Source organism: Dysgonomonas sp. UBA7710, from assembly GCF_002482385.1.
GTDB lineage: Bacteria > Bacteroidota > Bacteroidia > Bacteroidales > Dysgonomonadaceae > Dysgonomonas.
Window position 1 is genome coordinate 111,015 of the sequence record NZ_DLFW01000024.1, and the last position, 21,781, is coordinate 132,795.

Consider the following 21,781-nt stretch of genomic DNA (forward strand, 5'->3'; position numbering starts at 1 on the left):
TTTTATGGGCTCATCATTTCTCCGTTTCATTTACTATCAGATACCGGCTTGATAATTCTTTCCCGGATGCTTTCCGGAATGTTACAAGCTGATAAACCAAGACAAACCATACCAGCAGGCTCGGAAGTGCTTTTAGCGAGTATGGCCTTATAATCTCTCTCCTGATAAAGGCCGGAATTATGTCCGAGTTAGCGAAAAGAGTTAAAAACAGGGTGAATACAAATAAGATAAGCAGATATCTGTTCAGGGGCTTCTTCTGTATCAGAAACCATATAGCAACCCCGGTTACGGCTATGATGTAAGTGCTGTTTTCGGAGCCGGTACTGAAGAGGACGATAAAGATAAGGGTAGAAGCCAAAAGGCCATATTGATAAACCGGATTTCTGTATTCCTTTACCGGTATATATTGTAAAGCAAACAAAAGGACGGCGGGAATCAGAATAATCAGATTTGAGAATGTTAGCCCCGAAACCCTTTGCACCAGACCTATTGCGGATATATTCTGATAGACCGAATCTGCATTCAATGTATTTTTCAACATCAGCGATTCGTACCAGTCCGCATAGCTTTGTACGATAAACTGAGGCGAAGAGATAATCATAGGTAATACAAAGAAAATAATCCCCCATAAGAATAAGTAGCCAATAAGTTTTGGTTTATGTTTTGAGAAAAAGAAGAATGCCAGCCCTACAATACCATACAGTTTTATAAATAGTCCCAGCATAATAAAACAAGCCGCCCAGAAATCCTTTTCCGACTTGATGCAAATGAAAGTTCCTATTATTAATGCTGCTATAAGTGTATTTGTCTGGCTGTTAGTCGCATTCAGATATACTTCAAGTATGGCGATCCAATAGATGATAACTTTGCCTTTCCACGACATCGGAAGTTTATAGATCGCAATCAGTAATGTAGAGGCAATTACCATTTCCCATAAAGGTATTCCAAGGAAATCAGGTAAAAGGGCAAAAGGGGCTATGATAATACTGAATAGCGGTCCGTAATGATTCGAGTCAAAATACTGGTCCGGGTATTCGGCATACAGGTTCACCTGCTCGATGGTATGGTAGAATACATGTTTGAATATCTGGTAATTATTGGCCTTGTTCAGATGTCCCAGCCCTGCAACCAAAGCAGCACCAATCCATAAGACAAATATCAGGCGCTTATCATAGAAAACCGCTCTCTGAAAGAACTTGGAAAAGGAATTCATGACTATTATTCGTTGTTTTTTAGGATATTTCTTATTTTCAGCATCAAAAATAGGATAATATTACTGAAGAAATGTATTTTTGTCTGATATTTCTATATCAGGCTGGATTATGGTATATTTTTTTAGCCTCAATAGTTCAAAAAAATGAGTAATATACAACAAGCGAAAGATAAATTACGAAAAGAGATTTCTGCACTTAAAAAGAAATTTACTTCTGATGAATTATATAATCGTTCCCAGGAAGTACTATCTGTTCTTGAATTGACAGGGATATTCCAGGAATCGAAGACAATATTTATATATAATAGTCTTGAAGACGAGGTGCAGACCTTCGACTTTATCCGTAAGTGGAGCTCCGGGAAAAACTTTTATCTCCCGGTGATTGAAAAAGACGAAATGGTTTTCAGGAGATGCACTTCCAATACATGTTTCCAACAATCGGCATTTGGCATTATGGAGCCTGTGGGTGAAAATTACACTGATTATAAAAAGGTTGACCTGATAATAATTCCCGGAGTGGCATTTGACCGGAAAATGAACCGGATGGGTCGAGGTAAGGCTTATTATGATCGTTTTTTGCCCAAAGTAAAAGTACCTAAGCTGGGGATATGTTTCGAGTTCCAACTATTCGACGAAATACCTGCTGATAGAAATGATGTAAAAATGGATTATATTGTATCAGAGAATGAATTGATTTGGTGAGGTACCAGTTAACAGAAGCTAATTCATTATTTATAATTTATAACTCATCATATAAAATATTATCTTTACGCCCAAAATAGAATCAGAAATTGAAGTATGTCTGTAGTAATTAGAGAAGTAAAAGAAGACGATAAGGCTTTAAAGAAGGCCTTTGTGAAATTCCCTATAAAATTATATAAAGATTGTCCGTATTATGTGCCTTCCCTGATATTGGACGAGTTGGATACCCTGAATACAAAGAAAAATCCTGCATTTGACTTTTGCGAAATGCAAATGTTCCTGGCCTATAAGGAGAATCAGATTGTAGGCAGGATTGCCGCGATCATCAATCATAAAGCCAATGAAGTATGGAACGAAAAACATGCGCGTTTCAGTCTGGTCGATTTTATAGATGATAACGAGGTTGTAGATGCTTTATTCGCCGCAGCGATAAAATGGGTAAAAGATAAAGGTATGGATGCTATAGTAGGACCTATGGGTTTTACGGATCTCGATCCCGAAGGTATGCTTATAAAAGGGTTCGATCAGGTGAGTACTATGGCCACTAAATATAGTTATCCATATTATGTGACACAACTTGAGCGTTTAGGCTTTGAGAAGGAAGCCGACTGGAATGAATACCGGATTCCTGTGCCTGATGCAGTGCCTGAAAGGCATCAGCGCATCGCCAATATGGTAGCCACCCGGTATGGTTTGAAAGTATTGAAGTTTAAAAATTTGAAACAGATTGCCCCATATGTAGACAGACTGTTCAAGTTGATGAACGAAGCCTATAAGCCCCTTTATGGCTTTGCCCCTTTAACCCAGAAGCAGATAGATCATTATGTAAAAATGTATGTACCTCTTTTACGTTGGGATATTGTATCTATCATTATAAAAGAAGAGACGGATGAAGTTGTCGGTTTTGGTATCGGAATGCCAAGTTTATCGCGGGGGCTGATTAAGTCGCGTGGAAAACTATTCCCTTTCGGATGGTATCACCTGTTGAAAGATCTGAAGAGCAAAAAGAATCCGGTTATAGACCTACTCTTAATAGGTATTGCGCCTGAATATCAGGGGAAAGGGGTAAACGCGATTATATTTAATGACTTTATACCGTCGGCATACAAATGTGGTTTTCAGTTCGCCGAATCCAATCCCGAACTGGAAATGAATAATAAAGTGGCATCATTATGGGATGGCTTTAATGCTGAGAATCATAAGATGCGACGGGCGTATATAAAACATCTAAATTGAGGATGAGGGGTATCACTTTAACTTTTTCTTCCGAAGATTTTTTTATAATTTTACGCTGCGTTTTTCATTACTAGAGATTTTTAAAAAGTTTATGGAAGAAGAGAAGATCGAATTACCCGAAGTTAATTATTCCGATGATGATATAAAAACCCTCGACTGGCAAGAACATATCCGTCGCCGTCCGGGGATGTATATTGGTAAGTTGGGCGACGGCTCATCTGCCGATGATGGTGTCTATGTACTTTTGAAGGAAGTGCTGGATAACTCTATTGATGAATACATGATGGGCTATGGCAAGACTATCGATGTCGCTATCGAAGAAGGCGTTGTCAGAGTGCGTGACCACGGACGTGGGGTACCATTGGGTAAAGTGAAAGATGTATCATCAAAAATGAATACCGGAGCCAAATATGATTCAAAGGCTTTCAAGAAGTCGGTAGGACTGAATGGGGTAGGTATAAAAGCTGTAAATGCACTTTCTTCATTTTTCCAGATTCAAAGCTTTCGCGACGGACAGACAACTTCTGTAGAATACAGCAAAGCTATTGTAACCAAAGAGGATAAAATACACGAAACAACAGAAGAAAACGGTACACTAATTGAATTTATTCCTGATAATACGATTTTTACAAATTATAATTTCAGGGACGATTATGTAGAGAGCCTTCTTAAAAACTATGTATTCCTTAATACCGGACTTACGATTATTTATAATGGTAAGAAATTCTTCTCCAAAAACGGACTTGTAGATCTCCTGAATGAGAATATGACCTCCGAAGCGTTGTATCCGATCATTCACCTGAAAGATGAAGATATAGAAGTCGTTATTACGCATACCGACCAGTACGGGGAAGAATATTATTCGTTTGTGAACGGACAACATACCACACAGGGAGGGACGCATCAGTCTGCATTTCGTGAATCATTATCCCGTGTAGTCAAAGAATACTATAATAAGAATTTCGATTATGCCGATATCCGTAGCGGTATTGTGGCAGCTATCAGTATAAAGGTTGAAGAACCCGTATTCGAATCCCAGACCAAAACGAAGCTGGGATCAAAAGATATGGGACCGGGGGGGCCTTCTGTACAGAAATTTATCGGGGACTTCCTCAAAAAGGAGTTGGATAACTATCTGCATAAACATACCGATGTATCGGAGACGTTACTTAAAAAGATTCTTGACTCGGAGAAAGAACGTAAGGCTATCGCAGGAGTAACGAAGCTGGCCCGTGAACGTGCAAAAAAAGCCAATCTGCATAATAAAAAATTGCGCGACTGCCGCATTCATTATAACGATACCAAGGGCGATAATCTGGATGAAACCAGTATTTTTATTACCGAAGGGGATTCCGCCAGCGGGTCTATCACAAAGAGTCGTAATCCGAATCTGCAAGCGGTATTTAGCCTTCGTGGAAAGCCATTGAACAGTTTCGGGTTGACAAAGAAGATTGTATATGAGAATGAAGAATTCAACTTGTTGCAGGCAGCTTTGAATATCGAAGACGGACTGGACGGGCTACGCTACAATAAGATAATAGTTGCTACCGATGCTGATACGGATGGTATGCACATCCGTTTGCTGATACTGACTTTCTTTTTGCAATTCTTTCCGGATTTGATAAAGAAGAATCATGTATATATATTGCAAACACCGCTTTTCCGCGTTCGCAACAAGAAAGAGACATTCTATTGCTATACCGAGGAAGAACGAATTGCTGCCATCAGTAAGTTGGGTGCAAATCCTGAAATAACCCGCTTTAAAGGTCTGGGTGAAATATCACCGGACGAATTTGTGCATTTCATAGGAAAAGATATGCGCCTCGACCGGGTGACAATGAAGAAAGAAGATTTAGTGAATAATATGCTCAATTTCTACATGGGTAAGAATACCCCTGAGAGACAAGAGTTTATTATTGATAATCTGGTGATAGAAGAAGACTAAATAAATTAAAATGAACAACGCTCACGCAATTATACTTATATCTTCACCCGACCAGCCGGGGCTGGTAGCTGCCGTTACCGATTTTATCAATGTGAATGGAGGTAATATCATCAATCTGGAACAACATGTGGATAAGCAGGAGAATACGTTCTTTATGCGTATCGAATGGGATTTAACCAATTTTATTATTCCCCGTGAGAAGATCAGCGATTACTTCCAGACGATGTATGCTAAGAAGTACGATATGACATTCCGGCTCTATTTCAACGACTATACGCCACGTATGGCCGTTTTTGTTTCTAAGATGTCACATTGCCTGTTCGATATACTGGCTCGCTACACAGCAGGAGAATGGAATGTGGAGATTCCCCTTATCATAAGTAATCACGAAGATATGCGGTGGGTTGCCGAACGCTTCGGTATTGAATACTATGTATTAAAGCTCGACAAGGATAATAAGGATGAAATAGAAGCACAACAGTTGGCTTTGTTAAAAGATAAGGAAATCGATTTTATTGTTCTTGCACGTTATATGCAGATATTGACGGATAAATTCATCGAAACATATCCTAATAAGATAATAAATATCCACCATTCTTTCCTTCCGGCTTTTGTGGGAGCAAAACCCTACCATGCGGCCTATGAGAGAGGGGTGAAAATTATCGGCGCTACAAGTCACTATGTAACAGCCGAGCTTGATGCAGGACCGATTATAGAACAGGATATTACCCGCATTACGCATCGCGATAGTGTGGAAAATCTGGTGCGTAAAGGGCAGGATCTGGAGAAGATAGTATTATCCCATGCCATCGAATATCATCTTACGAGAAGGGTATTGGTATATAAGAACAAAACTATCTTATTTGCATAAAAATGCCGTTAGCAGGGTTTTATGTTCTTTAATATGTTTGGATAAAACGATTATCTGGTATGTTTTCTTACTTTTGTAAAGTTTAATACCATACAGAGGAATGAAATAACTTATAATATTAATCTTAAATATAATTTTATGTTTAAAAATCATCCTAAAGGTTTATTAGCGGCCTCATTGTCAAATATGGGAGAGCGTTTCGGCTTCTATATTATGATGGCTATTCTGTCCCTCTTCTTAATGTCAAAATTTGGTTTGGATAAATCAAATGCAGGTATTATTTACTCTGTATTTTACTTTTCTATTTATGCTTTGGCTCTTGTCGGGGGTCTTATTGCAGATAAAACGAAGAAATATAAAGGTACAATTCAAGTAGGTATTATATTAATGGCCGTAGGGTATTTACTTATAGCGATTCCGACCCCTACCCCGGTTCCTAATTTAGCTTTATATCTAACTCTTACTTGTTTTGGCCTATTTGTTATCGCCTTTGGGAATGGTTTATTTAAAGGTAATTTGCAGGCCCTGGTGGGTCAAATGTATGATAATGAAGAGTATGGAAAAATGCGTGACTCCGGTTTCTCATTGTTTTATATGTTTATTAATATAGGTGCTATTTTTGCACCGCTTATTGCAGTAGGTATCAGAAACTGGTGGCTTAAAACAAACGGTTTTATATATAATTCCGATCTTCCGGCTCTTTGTCACCAGCAAATCGGTGGAACTCTTACAGGTGAAGCCGCTGAACGTTTTACAAAGTTAGCTCCCGAAGTTAGTCTGAATGGTGCCCCTGCTGATCTGACTTTGTTTGCCAATGAATATCTTGGTGTATTTAATACAGGATTCCATTATGCCTTCGGTATAGCAATCTTTGCCATGCTGATCTCTCTTACTATTTATACTATAAATAAGAAGCGTTTTCCAGATCCGGCATTGAAGAAAGCTGTAAAGAAAGATCACTCAGCAATACAAGAAGCGCCTGCTATGGATGCGAACGAAGTGAAACAGCGCTTATACGCTTTATTTGCTGTATTTGCTGTTGTGATTTTCTTCTGGTTTTCATTCCATCAAAACGGATTAACTTTAACATTCTTTGCAAACGATTACACCGATTTGAGTAGTATGAAGCTTGATCTGTTTGGTTTAGTTACACTGGAAGGCGCAGAACTATTTCAGTCATTTAATCCGCTGTTTGTTGTTTTATTAACGCCGATAATTCTGGCTGTATTTGGCTGGTTACGGGCAAAAGGCAAAGAGCCTTCGGCTCCTAAAAAAATTGCCATTGGTATGGGTATTGCAGCTTTGGCCTATGTTGTAATGTCTTTGGGTTCCTTAGGTTTGCCATCAGCTAATGAAGTAAAAGCAGTGGGTGGATTAGCGGATTCTGCTCGTGTAACACCATTCTTATTGATAGGAACTTATCTGATATTGACAATAGCGGAATTATTTATCAGTCCTCTGGGGATATCATTTGTGTCTAAAGTGGCACCTCCACAATATCAGGGAATTATGCAAGGATGCTGGCTTGGTGCTACGGCATTAGGTAATCAATTGTTGTTTATTGGTGCTATTCTGTATGAAAATATTCCTATTTGGGCCACATGGTGTGTATTTGTTGCAGCATGTTGTATATCAATGTTTACAATGCTCTTTATGTTGAAATGGCTTGAGCGCATTACAAAGTAAATAATATATAAATATTAAAAATAAACCCCGGTTTCATAGCAGAAACCGGGGTTTATTTATCTTCAGGCACTAATTTAAAGTATGTTGCAAAAGTAAAAAGAACCACAAATAATACTTTGTTATCAATTGATTATCATATATATACACAACAAGCATACATTGTAAAAATTGCAACTGTTAATAATTAGCCTGAATAGATTATTCACATTTCGCGAAATTGTATTATCTTTGAACCCGAAATACAGGATTATAAATTATCTAAGCGTAGATAATTGATTCTGTTCCCAAAAGTTGGGAGGGTCTTTTTTCCTTTTCTGTGAGGAAAGTGAGGGATAAAGACTTTAGTGGTAACCTAATGATTATTTTATGAAGTATTTGAAGTACTTCTTGATTGCGGGTATAACTTTTATAAGTTTATCATCCAATATGTCAAGAACTTCTAGTCTTTCGGAAGGTATTTATCCGGGAAACCTGTTGCCTGATATTAAAAATTTGGTAAATGAATCAGGAACAAAAATTAATTTGTCTGACCTTAGGGGTCAAAAAGTATTGATAAACTTCTGGGCGGCTTACGACGCCTATTCGCACAAGGACAATGTGCTGCTGTCTCATATTATCGAGAATAAGCGGTATCCGGTGCAGATGGTTTCAGTTTCTTTTGACAAGAGCGAGTCAGTGTATGAGAGGACGTTGGTCATGGATAAAATTGATACGAAATATCAGTTTTTGGCCAAAGGGGATGTTTCCTCCGAGCTGTATGATCGCTATCAGTTGGAACGTGGGTTTAAGAATTACCTGATTGATGAAAACGGGGTAATCGTGGCAATGAACCTTACGCCTAACGATCTGGGCAGACTGTTGAATGAGAATTAAATTATTTTACTTTTTATTAAAGCGTTTCATTTCCTGAAAATGAGACGCTTTATTCTTTTTGTCTAACTTGGCATAGTTATTGTTCTAGTAAATAAAAGATTAGGAATTTAGAATAATGACTGATAACAAACAAAATACAAAGCCAAACAAAGGGCTAATGGCCAAAACACTCGACTGGGCATATTCAAAAGCTGTAGTCGGACTTACAGGTGTTGATTCAGCCTATGATCTGGGTAATAGCTATCTCCATCAGGATGGTACACTGAGCCAGCAAGTAGACTCGCTAATCAAATGGCAGGTAGCAAAAGCTGCTACGAGTGGTTTCGTCACCGGCCTTGGCGGCGTTATGATTATGCCTCTGACTGTTCCTGCTAATATTGCCAGCGTGATTTATGTACAGATACGTATGATTACGGCTATAGCCTATATGGGTGGGCACGATATCAGAGACGATAGAGTCAAATCCCTTGTCTATATTTGCATGGTAGGCAATGGAGCAAAGGAACTACTGAAAGATGTAAGTATCAAGGCCAGCGAAAAGCTTATAACCAAAACCATCGAAAAAGTCAGTGCCAAGCTGGCAGCAAAAGCAGGCGAAAAAGGAGTAACCTCCATAGGGAAAGCCATACCTATAGTCGGCGGCATAGTCGGCGGCTCATATGATGCCATATCCACAAGGGTCGTGGGCAAGGTAGCCAAAAAGATTTTTATCGACAGTTTCGACGAAAACATCCCGGCAAAAGAGTAGTACGAAAGGCTTATTTATCCACCCTGCCTATTGGCCTGCGGTTTGCTCCTTTCATATTCGTAAGATTATCTCCGATATCCTCTCTTGCTGTCATGGCTGCCTTTTCCAGCCTGTCGGCTATTTCGGGATATTCGTTTATGATATTGTAGCATTCACCCGCATCGCGGCGCAGATCGAACAATTGTGGTTCTTTCAATTCAAAATCTTCTTTTACATCTCCCGGTTTTCCGTCATTGCCCGGAGGAAACAGGCTGTAGGTCCTGTGCTTGTGCGGAAATATAAGTTTATAAGTTCCGTCGGTTACGGCTTCCAGATCATTCACCCTGTAATAATAGAAGAAATATTGGTGGGGAATCATTTCCATATCACCTTTCATCAGGGGCAACAGGCTGACCCCGTCGATCTTGTTCTGGGACAGCGGCGCATTGCTTATATCTGCCAATGTGGGTAGTATGTCTATATTGGACGCCATCCTGTTACATACCGTCCCCGCTTCTATTTTGCCTTTCCAGTATGCGATGAAGGGAACACGGTTTCCACCCTCGAAGGTAGTTCCTTTTGCTTCTCTTAGTCCGCCGGTCGAACCTGCGTGATTGCCATAATTTATCCACGGCCCGTTATCAGAAGTGAGTATGACCAGAGTATTTTCTTCAAGGTTCAGGTCTTTCAGCGTTTGCAATACCTCTCCTACACTCCAGTCCAGGTCCATCATTACATCTCCGTATAGTCCCTGTTCGCTTTTACCTTTAAACTTGTCGGATACCGCCAGCGGCACATGGGGCATGGAATGCGCCAGATAGATAAAGAAGGGTACATCCTTATTCTTTCGTATGAAGTTGATGGTGCGGTCTGTATAGTCATTCGTAAATTTCGACTGGTCTGTATTATATCCTATAATCTTATTGTTCTCGATGGTCGGCAAATCTGGAAAATTGAACCATATGCCGTTTTGAGGATGATACGGCCACATATCGTTCGAATAAGGTAGTCCGTAGTATTCGTCAAATCCGTTTTGAAGCGGAAGGAATGGTTCGAGATGCCCCAAATGCCATTTACCGTAAATGGCAGTGGCATAACCCTTCTTCTTCAGCACTTCTGCAATCGTTTCTTCCCCGGCATCTATTCCCGTTTTGGAGTCAGGGCCCGGCGCTCCGGAAAATCCGATCCTGTTTGGATAACATCCTGTAAGCAACGCGGCACGTGACGCCCCACTCACGGGCTGGGCAGCAAGAAAATGTGTAAATTGCATCCCTTCCGCCGCCATTTTGTCAATGTTGGGGGTCTTGTATCCCAGTGCACCTTTATAAGAAAAGTCTCCATACCCCGCATCATCCAGATTGATAACGATAAAATTAGTGTGTACCTGCGCCTGTACGGGAATAAATGCACACCCCGACAGTACGGATAAAATCAGTTGGTTTTTCATGCTATATGTTATATATAAGTATCAGTTGGTTTCAGAATTTATAGTTCACGGCTGTTTCGAAGCGGACTCCCATTTTTTTTGCTTTATCGAATATCGCTTTTGCCCTTACATTCTCCGGATCGATCCACGACATGGAATCCGTGAGAACCACAGTCTTCTTCGCCAGTTCGCTGGAAGTATCAAGAATGTCATTAAGAGAGTTGGCCACACAATAATCTGCAGCTTCCCCTATAAGCAATACTTCATCATATGAATTTAGAATAGACAGCAACCTGCTATTCAATTGAGTCTCCGGCAGGAAATCCCATTCTACAGCCGCTCTGAAGATACTGTAATGTTCGGTCGATTGCGAATATCCCTTATAGAATAGTTCATACGACTTATTATTATTCACGGTCCATTCAGTAAGGCTGTCGGTAACAGCTTTGTCTATAGACCACCCGTTTGTCCCTAATATACAGTGCATCGGCCATATAGTACATACTTCGCCTTTGGCTTCAAGCTGTTCCAGATATGGAATGGCTAATTCCTTGTTATATTGCGCCTGCCATAATCCCGACTTAACATCTGCCGCGCTGATAATGGAAAACAACAGCGGATGATTTCCATCCTTATTCTTCCAATAGATTTGATGAGCTATATGTATAGGCTGATGTGAGTCGAGCGTAAGAGCCACATAATCTATCTTAGCCTGGTTTTTCCGGATAAAGTCTGCGATACGGACTACGTCTATATCTGCATCCTTCACAAACAGGGAGCCTGTAGGAGAGGTGAAGTCGTTTTGCAGGTCTATAGCTAGTATGGCTGTTTTTTTCATCGCTTAAGTATTACATTCTGATACAAATATAAGCAAAAAAAGCAACCTCGAAAGGTTGCTTTTCTAATATAATAAACACTACTTTATCAATAACGAGCTTCTACAGCGCTCCAGTCAATTATCTTCCATAATTCGGCAAGATGGTCTGCACGACGGTTTTGGTAATCAAGATAATAAGCATGTTCCCATACGTCGAATCCCAAAAGCGGAGTCAGGCCCTTTGTAATAGGGTTACCGGCATTAGGCTCTTTTGTAATTTCCAGGTTGCCTGCGTTATCTTTAGCCAGCCATACCCAACCCGAGCCGAATACTGCTGTACCTGCTGTAACGAATTCTTTTTTGAAGTTTTCGAACGAACCCCATTTTTTGTTAATGGCTTCGGCGAGTTTTCCCTTAGGTTCTCCGCCACCGTTAGGGCTGAAAGAAAGGAAATATATATTGTGGTTCAATGTCTGTCCTGCATTGTTGAAAATAGCTCCGTCACTTTCCTTTACGATTGTTTCAAGGTCGGCATTCTCAAATTTGGTTCCGGGAACAAGATTATTCAGGTTTGTTATATAAGTCTGAAGGTGCTTACCATAGTGTAACTCGATAGTCTGTTGGCTTATAACCGGCTCTAAAGCATTTGTCGCATATGGCAACTTTGGCAATTCAAATTTCATAGCTTTTGTTTTTTGATTGTTATTATTATCGTTGTTTATATTTTGTGCTTTTGCATTACTTATAAGTAATACAGAGAGCGTTAGACACGTAAAAAATATTCCTTTCATAAACTTCTGTTTTTTAGTGTGTATGCAAATTTAACAATCTTAATCCAATATTTGTTTAACAATTGGCTGATAATTATCATAAATTGTTTTTAAGGGATTATCGCTAAAATCTATAAGTATTGATTGTGATATAAATACAGACTATGATTTTTTTAATTATATAGATAAAGATTTTAGAAAAAGATATCAGAATAAATATGTACTTTTGTTATCAAAATTATCAAGTATATGCTCTTTGTAGATTCGTCCTTTATTTTATCGGAAATCATAGAAGAAAATCATCAGTTAATCCCTGTTATCAACCGTTTCGGGATAAAACTGGGACTGGGAGATAAAACCATCGCCGATATTTGCCGGAAAGCGGGTATCAATACAGAGTTTTTTCTCGCCATACTCAATACTTTCCTTAACGAGGATTACTTCCCGGAACGCAAACTGCAAAAATTTGATATTGAGTTGGTGGTCACATACATAAAGCAGACCGATGCATACCTGATACACGGGCAACTCCACAATCTGGAAAAGCATCTGAACGCTTTCATATCTATGAGCGACCCCAATAACCCCCAGCTGAAACTCATAAGCCGCCTGTTCACAGAGTTTAAGAATGAACTGATCGGACAGATTGAGCAGGGAATGATGAAAGGGGATGCCCCCCTAGCCCTCCTTACCGATCTTAAGAGCATTATAATTAAACATATATCCGGAAACTTTAATGAAAACATGTGCTATGCCACTATATTTACGATAGACAGTTTTCAACGGGATTTGGAGAAGCATAACCGTATAAGGGAGAAAATCTTAAAACCCATGATTGCGGATTTGTCCGAATCAGGGATAGAAGACCTGCAGGAATTGATATCGGTTAGCCATGCTATTAAAGCAACAAAAACACAGGCCTTGTCGCAGCGAGAGTTGGATGTACTTCGCCTTGTGGCCTTGGGACTGTTAAACAAAGAGGTGGCCGATAAACTCAATATAAGCCTGAACACCGTGTTGTCGCACCGAAAGAATATCACAGCCAAGCTGGGGATAAAAACAGTATCGGGATTGATATTCTATTGCATGACAAACGGATATATAACCGCCGACGAAATAGAACTATAATATTATGGATAAGCTAAACCGTTACATATCTTTCGAATTACTTTTTGCCCTGTTGTTTATTATCGCGTTTTCGTTGCCGTGGCTCGATATGGGTTTGGTGAAAATCGTAGGTTGGGATATACCCGACATACAGAAAAAGGTAACAAAAGTGACTAATTTTTTCTCCCGTAATAAAGAGTCGGTTTATACTACATATGTTGTTTATCTCGTTCCTCTACTCAGTATCTTCAGCGCGGTGTCATGGCTGTCCCTCAAAAAGAAATCAGCGCGCGTACTCCTTATGATAGCGGGTATATTGGCTTTCGTTGTATCTCTCAATCTTTTCTATAAGCTTCCGAAGTATGGAAGCGGGGTGTATCTGCTCTGTGCCACTTCAATTCTGTCGGTGGTTTATCTGATTATCATATTCCGAAAAAAGAAAGTTAAACCGGTAATTGATGATAATAATCTATTTGACAATCCGGGTTCGGAAAATATACAGTCTTTATAATCTTATTGTTATATATAGCCCAAGTCATCCACACTCTTGCTTACAGATAATCTATTGAATGCAATCATCTTTTATTTTTGATTGACCGATAGTTTCTTTTGTTTTAAGATTTGTAGCTATAATAGCTATTAATATAAGAATTACTCCGACCCATCGTATATAGTCTACAGATTCGTGAAGAATGAATGCCGAAGAAAAAATTGCTACCGGTAATTCTACTGCACTAAGTATGGCTCCGATAGAAACACCGACACGCGGTATCCCCATTGAAAACAGAAGCGGAGGGATGACAGTGCCGAGTAAAGCCAGGATTAATCCCCAAAAGACCAATCCTTCCCAGTATATACCATTGAAGAAAAATATAGGAGGGAAAATAATCCAGGTGATAGCACAGGAACCCGTAATCATCAACGCGCTCTTTTTCAACACAGGAAGGTCATTACCTACACGTCCGCTAGTCATCAGGAATATAGCATAACAAGTCGCCGCCAGTAAACCGAAAATAATACCTTTCAGATTAAGAATTATTTCCTGACTGAATATTCCACCGGCCAAAAGCGTACCTAATAGTACAACACTAAGCAGTAACAGTTGCTTCCTGCTTGGCTTTTTCTTAAATACGATAGTTTCAATCAATATACTTATCCACAAATATTGCATCAGTAAGATAATAGCCACTGATGCAGGCAGCAATCTGACACACTGATAATAGAATATTCCCACCAGACCGGTAAAGATTCCTGATAAGGCAATTTTCCACCAACTGGTCACAGATTTTATTACAACCGGATCTTCGGGTTTATGTTTTCTCTTAAATGATTTGGAGACCATGTATAGCAACCACAAGATAACCATTCCCGAAAAAGACTGAGTACCTGTAATTTCGCCCAGAGTATAACCATTAGCATAAGCAAATTTTACAATTGTAGATAACAGACCAAAACTGGCTGCTCCAGTGAATACCAGCAATCCACCTTTTATTCTTTCATTCATAATTTAAGTTATTTATTGCCATTCTGACATACTTTTTTCAGAAGAAGACACACAAAAAGGGAGTACCCTTTTGCGGATACCCCCTCCATTTGTTTTATCGTTCGTATATAATATCAGATAGAAATACCATATACGGGTTGGTGCTGCAAAATTACAAAATTTATTTTCCCTATCAAAATATAAAAAAATAGAGTGTTCATTTTCAGTTTTTGATTTACATACAACAATAATGTTAATAACAAAAAGCATGTAACAGTTAAATGAATTTCTTTGCAACAGAGAATCAAACCTATAGAGAATTGTCATCAGAATCGAATTATTACCTGTTAGTGACAAGAATAATAAAGGTGTCTGCCAATAGCCAAAAATAGCTATCTTTGCTCTCTGTTATTAAATAAATTTATAAGGGATAGACTAAACATTTATTCTGATAGAATGTTTTAAAATTAAATATGAAGAAAATAGTTATTGCAATCGACGGTTTTTCATCGAACGGTAAAAGCACAATGGCTAAAAGCCTGGCAAAACAAATCGGATACATCTACATCGACAGCGGGGCCATGTACAGGGCGGTTACACTTTACTGCATACAACAGAATTTATTTGAAGATGGTAAACTAAACGAAAATAGATTGCATGACGATATAAAAAATATAAAAATAGAATTTCATCTAAATAAAGATACAGGGGCGCCTGATACATATCTTAACGGAGAAAAGGTTGAATCCGCCATTCGTAGTATGGAGGTTTCCTCAAAAGTAAGTATTGTTAGTGCTATTCCATTTGTGCGTCATGCAATGGTTGCCTTACAGCAGCAAATGGGTGAGGCTAAAGGCATAGTAATGGACGGGAGGGATATCGGTACAGTCGTATTTCCTAATGCTGAAATGAAAGTCTTTGTTACGGCTGACGCAACGATAAGGGCACAACGACGCTTCGATGAATTACGCTCGAAAGGTAATACGGAAACAACTTTTGATGAAGTATTAGAAAATTTAAAGTCCAGAGACCATATGGATCAGACGCGGGCTGAAAGCCCTCTGATAAAAGCGGATGACGCCATCCTTCTGGACAATTCACATATGACCATTGATGAACAGATGCAATGGTTGCTGGAGAAGTTCAAACAAATAACAACAAACTAAATGAGTAATATAGAGATAGACGCAAAATCAGGTTTCTGTTTTGGAGTGGTCAATGCCATAAAAAAAGCGGAAGAGGAACTCGCAAAAGGTGGTACATTGTATTGCCTTGGTGACATAGTTCACAATAATCTGGAAGTTGACAGACTCGAAAAACTTGGATTAAAAACAATCAATCACGAAGAATTTGCACAATTGAAAGATGCCCGGGTTTTATTGAGGGCACATGGCGAGCCGCCATCAACATACCAGATTGCAAAGGATAATAATATTGAAATTATTGATGCTTCATGCCCGGTCGTGCTTCGCCTGCAGAAAAAGATACACGACAAATATGATAATGAGAAAGACAATAATACACAAATCGTTATCTACGGAAAGAATGGGCATGCGGAAGTAAACGGACTGTTAGGCCAGACAGAGTCCACTGCAATTGTTATTGAGAAGAAAGAGGATTTGGAAAAGCTCGACTTTTCAAAAAATATATGCTTATTCTCACAGACAACCAAACCTCTCGATGGGTTCCAGGAGATCATTGATATTATGCAGAGCCGTATGATAGGCGATGCCAAGTTTGAATTCTTTGATACTATCTGCCGTCAGGTATCGAACCGCATTCCGAATATCAAAGAATTTGCCTCTAAGAATGATATCATCTTCTTTGTTGCAGGAGAAAAGAGTTCGAACGGAAAGGTACTGTTTGCGGAATGTAAGAAATATAATCCTAACTCTTATTTTATCACAACGCCTTCAGATATTGATCCCGATGTTGTAAGTAAGACTGCATCCATCGGAATCTGTGGTGCGACCTCCACACCAAAATGGCAAATGGAAGAGGTTGAAGCCAAGATAAATGAAATAAGATCGGTATTAGTTTAGCCAAATTGCTTTAAAAAATTACCGAATCAGCCATTTTATTCTTACTTTTGTACCTGATTTTTTAACGTGCAAAAAAGAGAATAAAATATTAGTAAAACTATGTCTACAATCAAGTGTATCGGTATTTTGACATCCGGAGGCGACGCTCCCGGTATGAATGCTGCAATTCGTGCTGTCACTCGTGCTGCTATTTATAACGGGCTGGAAGTAAAAGGTATTATGCGTGGTTATAAGGGACTGATATTCGACGAAATCGAACCTTTCAGAACCAATAGTGTAAGTAATATAATACAACAAGGCGGTACAATTCTGAAAACCGCCCGTAGTAAAGAATTCCAAACGCCGGAAGGTCGTAAGATCGCTTTTGAAGCACTGCAAAGAGAAGGAATTGACGCATTGGTAGTTATCGGAGGAGACGGTTCCCTTACCGGAGCGCGTATATTTGCGCAGGAGTTCAACTATCCGATTGTTGGCTTACCCGGAACGATTGATAACGACTTGCAAGGTACTGACCTTACCATTGGGTATGATACGGCTCTGAACACCATTATGCAGGCGGTAGATAAAATACGTGACACAGCGAGTTCACACGAACGCTTGTTCTTTATAGAGGTGATGGGGCGTGAATGTGGTTTCCTTGCCCTGAACGGAGCTATTGCGTCGGGCGCCGAAGCCGCCATTATCCCCGAGATGATGCTGCAACAAGACCAGTTGGGAGACCTGATTTCCAATGGTTTCCGCAAAAGCAAAAACAGTAGCTTAGTCCTTGTAACCGAAGGCGATATTACCGGAGGCGCAATGGCCATGGCTGAACGTGTGAAAACAGAATATCCGCAATACGATGTACGTGTAACCATTCTGGGACATGTGCAACGAGGAGGCTCTCCTACGGCCAACGACCGAATTCTGGCAAGCAGAATGGGTGCAGCGGCAATTGATGCGTTATTGGACGGACAGCGTAATGTGATGATTGGCATACAAAATGATGAAATAGTAAATGTGCCTTTTTCAAAAGCGATTAAGAAGAATAAGCCGTTGCAACAAGATCTTTTAAATACATTGAAGATACTTTCTATATAATAGAAAAAGTATATCGAGTATCAAAATAAGAAATACAGAGCCTGTTTGACAGACTCTGTGTTTTGTTTTTATGAAGGTTCATAATAGTTACCACATCAGTACTACCTTAAATAGATAAAGCACTCCTAATTTAGTACATCTACTATCCAATAAATCATTCTCTTCAACTATCATTAACAGATATTTCAAAACGTATTATTATACTGACTTATCGTTATAGCTCAAATTATGCATATTTATTTGCACGTTCAATCATTTAACCTGCAACCGTTTGCAGGTTAAATTTATCGATTAAACAGTTAAACAAAAACCAGCATAAATAAATTGAGCTAGTTTTACATTCGGTTCTACCTATTGATAATTCAATCTAATTTTAATCATGAAAAAGTTCCATTTTTTAGTCTTGTTCTTATTAATATTTGTAGCTTGCAGCGACAACAATGACGATCCTATTATACCGGAGGTTCCGGAACCTCCGACATCTGGTTCATCTATCGGAAATTTAAGAGATGGTATAACTATTCTCAGCGACGATTCTCTGGCCTTTGTATTATTCGCACCCGATAAGCAATCAGTATATCTTATCGGCGATTTCAATGACTGGAAAGTGTCTGAGGCATACAAAATGAATCAGGAGGATGACCGCTTCTGGATAAAGATCGGTGGTTTGGAAAAAGGCAAAGAGTACATATGCCAATATCTGATCGATAATAAAATAAGAGTGGCAGACCCTTATGCATCTAAGATATCTGATCCGAAAAATGACCTGTACATAAATATGGAATATGAGATATATCCGGGCTTGATTACACCGACGACAAAAACTACCGGCCTGTCTATGGTAGTAAATACCTCTCCTGCCAAATATTCCTGGAATATATCGGATTTTAGGCTTCAGAATCCCGATAACATGGTTGTTTATGAAGTACTTATCCGGGATTTTACAGAGACACGAAGTATAAAAGGAGTGCAGGAGAAGCTCGACTATATAAAGAATCTGGGAGTAAATGCTATTGAACTGATGCCGTTCAATGAGTTTGAAGGGAATGACAGTTGGGGCTATAACCCATCTTTCTATTTTGCGACGGATAAAGCATATGGTACCTCAAACGATTATAAAGCTTTCATCGACGTCTGCCACGAAAAGGGCATAGCGGTAATTATGGATATGGTACTGAATCACAGTTACAGCCAAAGTCCTATGGTCACCATGTATAAGAACGATAACAATGATAATATCGGGGATAATCCTTGGTATAATAAGGAGTCTCCAAATCCTGATTATTTCTGGGGATATGACTTCAACCATGAAAGCAAATATACACAAGCTTTTGTAGACAGTGTTTGCTCATACTGGATGAAAGAGTATAAGGTCGATGGCTTCCGCTTCGACTTCACAAAAGGTTTTACCAATACTAAAGGAGATGGCAATGCATTTGACCAGTCCCGTATCGATATACTGAAAAGGATGGTGAATGAGATTCGCAAACGTAATCCCGATGCAATTATCATCTTTGAACATCTCGCAGATAATAGAGAAGAGAAGATATTGTCCGATGACGGAATCTATCTATGGGGTAATATCAACTACAACTTCAATGAAGTAACTATGGGATGGGGACATGAGATGGGAGACTATGAAAAACTGAAAGGAGATATCAGTTGGGCTTCATACAAGGAACGGGGCTGGACAAAACCAAACCTTGTGGCTTATATGGAAAGCCACGACGAAGAACGCATCATGTTCAAAAACAATAGTTATGGCAATACGAACAACCCGTCTTACAATGTGCAGGAGTTACCTGTCGGACTGGCACGTACAGAAGCTGCCGCTGTTATCCTGATGTCGCTTCCCGGTCCGAAGATGATCTGGCAGTTTGGCGAATTTGGATATGATTATTCTATCAATGCCCGTGAAGACGGCTACTGGACAAGCGACTATCAGGACGGGCGTTATCGCACTGCTAAGAAACCAATCAAATGGGACTATTACGATGTTGCCACGAGAAAAGCCTTGCATGATGTATATGCCAGGATGAACAAATTGCATACGACTAATCCTATTTTTTCTACAACTGATTATACCATCGGTATTGGTGATAACTTCAAACAAATACTGCTAAAGTCGGCTGAGGGATATGTGTGTGCTATAGCAAACTTCGCTATTGTACCTGCAACTGCAACCGTAAATTTCAGCAAGACAGGAACATGGCAGGATTATTTCACCGGCAAGACTTTGGTTGTAAATGAATCGACACAAGAGATAACACTGAATCCGGGTGAATACTATTTATACTTCAGCAAGTAATCAGCCGATAACGGTAGCCACAATATGACGGCTGCCTCCATGGTTGCGGAACTCGCACAAATAGATTCCCTGCCAGATACCCATATTAAGGCGGCTCTTTGTAATCGGTATAGTAAGACTAACCCCAGCAAGAGTCGTCTTTGCATGCGCAGGCATATCGTCGTCACCTTCCATTGTATGCACATAATAAGGCTCACGTTCGCGTATCAGACGATTGAATATAGATTCCATATCTTCCCGCACATCGGGATCGGCATTCTCATTGACGGTAAGAGCTGCAGAGGTATGCTTTATGAACAGATGCAGCAAACCTGCCTGAGGTAAAGCAGGCAGGTTTTGCATTATTTCTTCTGTTACCAGATGAAAGCCTTTGTTTCGTGGTTGTAAAGAGAATTCTACTTGATTGACCATGATTACAAGCAATTTTCAGCATGATAAGACGATCGCACTAACGGACCGCTCTCTACATAGTCGAATCCTTTACTCAAGGCAACTTCCTTAAAACGTTTAAACTCATCCGGATGAATGTATGAAACCACAGGCAGATGCTTACGGGATGGTTGCAAATATTGGCCGATTGTCAACACCGAACAGTTCGATGCCCGGAGATCATCCATTAACTGAAATATCTCGTCGGTAGTTTCTCCCAGACCGACCATCATTCCTGATTTGGCTTTCAGCCCATTATCTGCAATACGTTTCAATACTGACAGGCTTACATCATATTTTGCCGCGCTGCGCACTTTCGGGGTAAGGCTTCTTACTGTTTCCATATTATGTGAAATAACATTCGGAGCAGCTTTGCATACCATATCTACCAGTTCAAATTTTCCCTGAAAGTCAGGTATCAACACTTCAATAGTAGTAGAAGGGTTTACCTGACGTACTTTATTGATGGTATCCACCCAATGCTGGGCCCCCTGGTCCGGCAGGTCGTCCCTGTCTACCGAAGTTATCACAGCATGTTTAAGTCCCATCAATTGTATCGATTTGGCAACATTTGCCGGTTCGAAAGGATTCAAAGCCAGTGGACGTCCGGTCTTTGTATTACAGAACTTGCATGAACGGGTGCATATATCTCCGCCAATCATAAATGTGGCAGTTCCCCTCCCCCAGCATTCACCCATATTCGGGCAACGTCCGCTGGTGCAAATTGTATGTAATCCATGTGATTCTACTATATTTAAAGTTTCGGAGAAATGATCGCTACCTCCCAGTTTTATTTTCAACCAGTCCGGTTTTTTTACATGTTCCATCTATATTGTGAATTATGATTTTAGATAATATAAAACAAAGATAAGCCTTAGAATGTTTCCCATGAAAATAGTAAGGGTTAAAAAGTCATCTATTTATACTATCATTGATAGATGAACAAAATATAAAACTAAAAAAAGAATTCTATTCCCCATCTCTGATTTTCACATACATTAACTATATATATAAACCATACATAGTTAAAAGGTAACAGTATCTAGCTACTAGCCAATAGCTTTTA

20 protein-coding genes are annotated in these 21,781 nt (G+C 39.6%); 13 read left to right on the forward strand and 7 right to left on the reverse strand.

What is annotated here, in order from left to right; genetic code table 11:
* Positions 1-13: 13 nt before the first annotated feature.
* Positions 14-1,213, reverse strand: coding sequence for a glycosyltransferase family 87 protein (locus tag B3317_RS08385; RefSeq protein ID WP_291110551.1), 1,200 nt, complete (start codon positions 1,211-1,213; stop codon positions 14-16).
* A gap of 144 nt (positions 1,214-1,357) precedes the next feature.
* Between B3317_RS08385 and B3317_RS08390 the strand changes: the two genes are divergently transcribed.
* The 7 genes from B3317_RS08390 (at position 1,358) to B3317_RS08420 (ending at position 9,274) form a co-directional block, all read left to right on the forward strand.
* Entirely contained in the window at positions 1,358-1,915 is a 558-nt protein-coding gene (locus B3317_RS08390; RefSeq protein ID WP_291110553.1) for a 5-formyltetrahydrofolate cyclo-ligase, read from the forward strand.
* Between the two features lie 96 nt (positions 1,916-2,011).
* Entirely contained in the window at positions 2,012-3,151 is a 1,140-nt protein-coding gene (locus tag B3317_RS08395) for a hypothetical protein (protein WP_291110555.1), read from the forward strand.
* A 91-nt stretch (positions 3,152-3,242) separates the two neighbouring features.
* Positions 3,243-5,096 (forward strand): DNA topoisomerase IV subunit B, encoded by a 1,854-nt coding sequence (locus B3317_RS08400; RefSeq protein WP_291110557.1) that lies wholly within the window; start codon positions 3,243-3,245, stop codon positions 5,094-5,096.
* A 10-nt stretch (positions 5,097-5,106) separates the two neighbouring features.
* Positions 5,107-5,967, forward strand: a complete 861-nt coding sequence (purU, locus tag B3317_RS08405) for a formyltetrahydrofolate deformylase (protein WP_291110559.1) — start codon at positions 5,107-5,109, stop codon at positions 5,965-5,967.
* Positions 5,968-6,105: 138 nt separating this feature from the next.
* Complete coding sequence (locus tag B3317_RS08410; RefSeq protein ID WP_291110561.1) at positions 6,106-7,653, forward strand: peptide MFS transporter; 1,548 nt, start codon at positions 6,106-6,108, stop codon at positions 7,651-7,653.
* Positions 7,654-8,079: 426 nt separating this feature from the next.
* On the forward strand, positions 8,080-8,526 hold the full coding sequence (locus B3317_RS08415; protein WP_291110563.1) for a peroxiredoxin family protein: 447 nt from the start codon (positions 8,080-8,082) through the stop codon (positions 8,524-8,526).
* 115 nt (positions 8,527-8,641) lie between these two features.
* The gene (locus tag B3317_RS08420; RefSeq protein WP_291110565.1) at positions 8,642-9,274 is read left to right on the forward strand and encodes an EcsC family protein; all 633 of its coding nucleotides are present in this window, start codon (positions 8,642-8,644) and stop codon (positions 9,272-9,274) included.
* A gap of 10 nt (positions 9,275-9,284) precedes the next feature.
* Here B3317_RS08420 and B3317_RS08425 read toward each other — a convergent pair whose 3' ends face one another.
* The 3 genes from B3317_RS08425 to B3317_RS08435 form a co-directional block, all read right to left on the reverse strand.
* Positions 9,285-10,700: a sulfatase family protein gene (locus B3317_RS08425; RefSeq protein WP_291110567.1), complete on the reverse strand. Its 1,416-nt coding sequence runs from the start codon at positions 10,698-10,700 to the stop codon at positions 9,285-9,287.
* Positions 10,701-10,731: 31 nt separating this feature from the next.
* A complete protein-coding gene (locus tag B3317_RS08430; protein WP_291110569.1) occupies positions 10,732-11,517 on the reverse strand; it encodes a hypothetical protein in 786 nt (261 codons plus the stop codon).
* Positions 11,518-11,603: 86 nt separating this feature from the next.
* Positions 11,604-12,179, reverse strand: a complete 576-nt coding sequence (locus tag B3317_RS08435) for a superoxide dismutase (protein WP_194225796.1) — start codon at positions 12,177-12,179, stop codon at positions 11,604-11,606.
* A gap of 336 nt (positions 12,180-12,515) precedes the next feature.
* On the opposite strand from B3317_RS08435, the gene B3317_RS08440 reads away from it, so the two are divergent.
* Together B3317_RS08440 and B3317_RS08445 are read left to right on the forward strand one after the other, a co-directional pair.
* On the forward strand, positions 12,516-13,394 hold the full coding sequence (locus B3317_RS08440; protein ID WP_291110572.1) for a helix-turn-helix transcriptional regulator: 879 nt from the start codon (positions 12,516-12,518) through the stop codon (positions 13,392-13,394).
* Between the two features lie 4 nt (positions 13,395-13,398).
* Positions 13,399-13,884, forward strand: a complete 486-nt coding sequence (locus B3317_RS08445; protein ID WP_291110574.1) for a hypothetical protein — start codon at positions 13,399-13,401, stop codon at positions 13,882-13,884.
* A 51-nt stretch (positions 13,885-13,935) separates the two neighbouring features.
* Here B3317_RS08445 and B3317_RS08450 read toward each other — a convergent pair whose 3' ends face one another.
* Positions 13,936-14,877, reverse strand: coding sequence for an EamA family transporter (locus B3317_RS08450; RefSeq protein WP_291110575.1), 942 nt, complete (start codon positions 14,875-14,877; stop codon positions 13,936-13,938).
* A gap of 452 nt (positions 14,878-15,329) precedes the next feature.
* On the opposite strand from B3317_RS08450, the gene cmk reads away from it, so the two are divergent.
* The 4 genes from cmk to B3317_RS08470 all read left to right on the forward strand — a co-directional run bounded on the left by cmk (position 15,330) and on the right by B3317_RS08470 (position 20,286).
* The gene (gene cmk, locus B3317_RS08455) at positions 15,330-16,022 is read left to right on the forward strand and encodes a (d)CMP kinase (RefSeq protein ID WP_291110577.1); all 693 of its coding nucleotides are present in this window, start codon (positions 15,330-15,332) and stop codon (positions 16,020-16,022) included.
* Positions 16,023-16,898 (forward strand): 4-hydroxy-3-methylbut-2-enyl diphosphate reductase, encoded by an 876-nt coding sequence (locus tag B3317_RS08460; protein ID WP_291110579.1) that lies wholly within the window; start codon positions 16,023-16,025, stop codon positions 16,896-16,898.
* Between the two features lie 99 nt (positions 16,899-16,997).
* Positions 16,998-17,978 carry a 6-phosphofructokinase gene (gene pfkA, locus B3317_RS08465; protein WP_291110581.1) on the forward strand — a complete coding sequence of 327 codons (981 nt, stop codon included), beginning with the start codon at positions 16,998-17,000 and terminating at the stop codon, positions 17,976-17,978.
* Between the two features lie 379 nt (positions 17,979-18,357).
* Positions 18,358-20,286 carry an alpha-amylase family glycosyl hydrolase gene (locus B3317_RS08470; RefSeq protein ID WP_291110584.1) on the forward strand — a complete coding sequence of 643 codons (1,929 nt, stop codon included), beginning with the start codon at positions 18,358-18,360 and terminating at the stop codon, positions 20,284-20,286.
* Here B3317_RS08470 and B3317_RS08475 read toward each other — a convergent pair whose 3' ends face one another.
* Positions 20,287-20,697: a secondary thiamine-phosphate synthase enzyme YjbQ gene (locus B3317_RS08475; protein WP_291110606.1), complete on the reverse strand. Its 411-nt coding sequence runs from the start codon at positions 20,695-20,697 to the stop codon at positions 20,287-20,289.
* A gap of 2 nt (positions 20,698-20,699) precedes the next feature.
* Positions 20,700-21,542: a lipoyl synthase gene (gene lipA, locus B3317_RS08480; RefSeq protein ID WP_291110608.1), complete on the reverse strand. Its 843-nt coding sequence runs from the start codon at positions 21,540-21,542 to the stop codon at positions 20,700-20,702.
* Between the last annotated feature and the right edge of the window lie 239 nt (positions 21,543-21,781).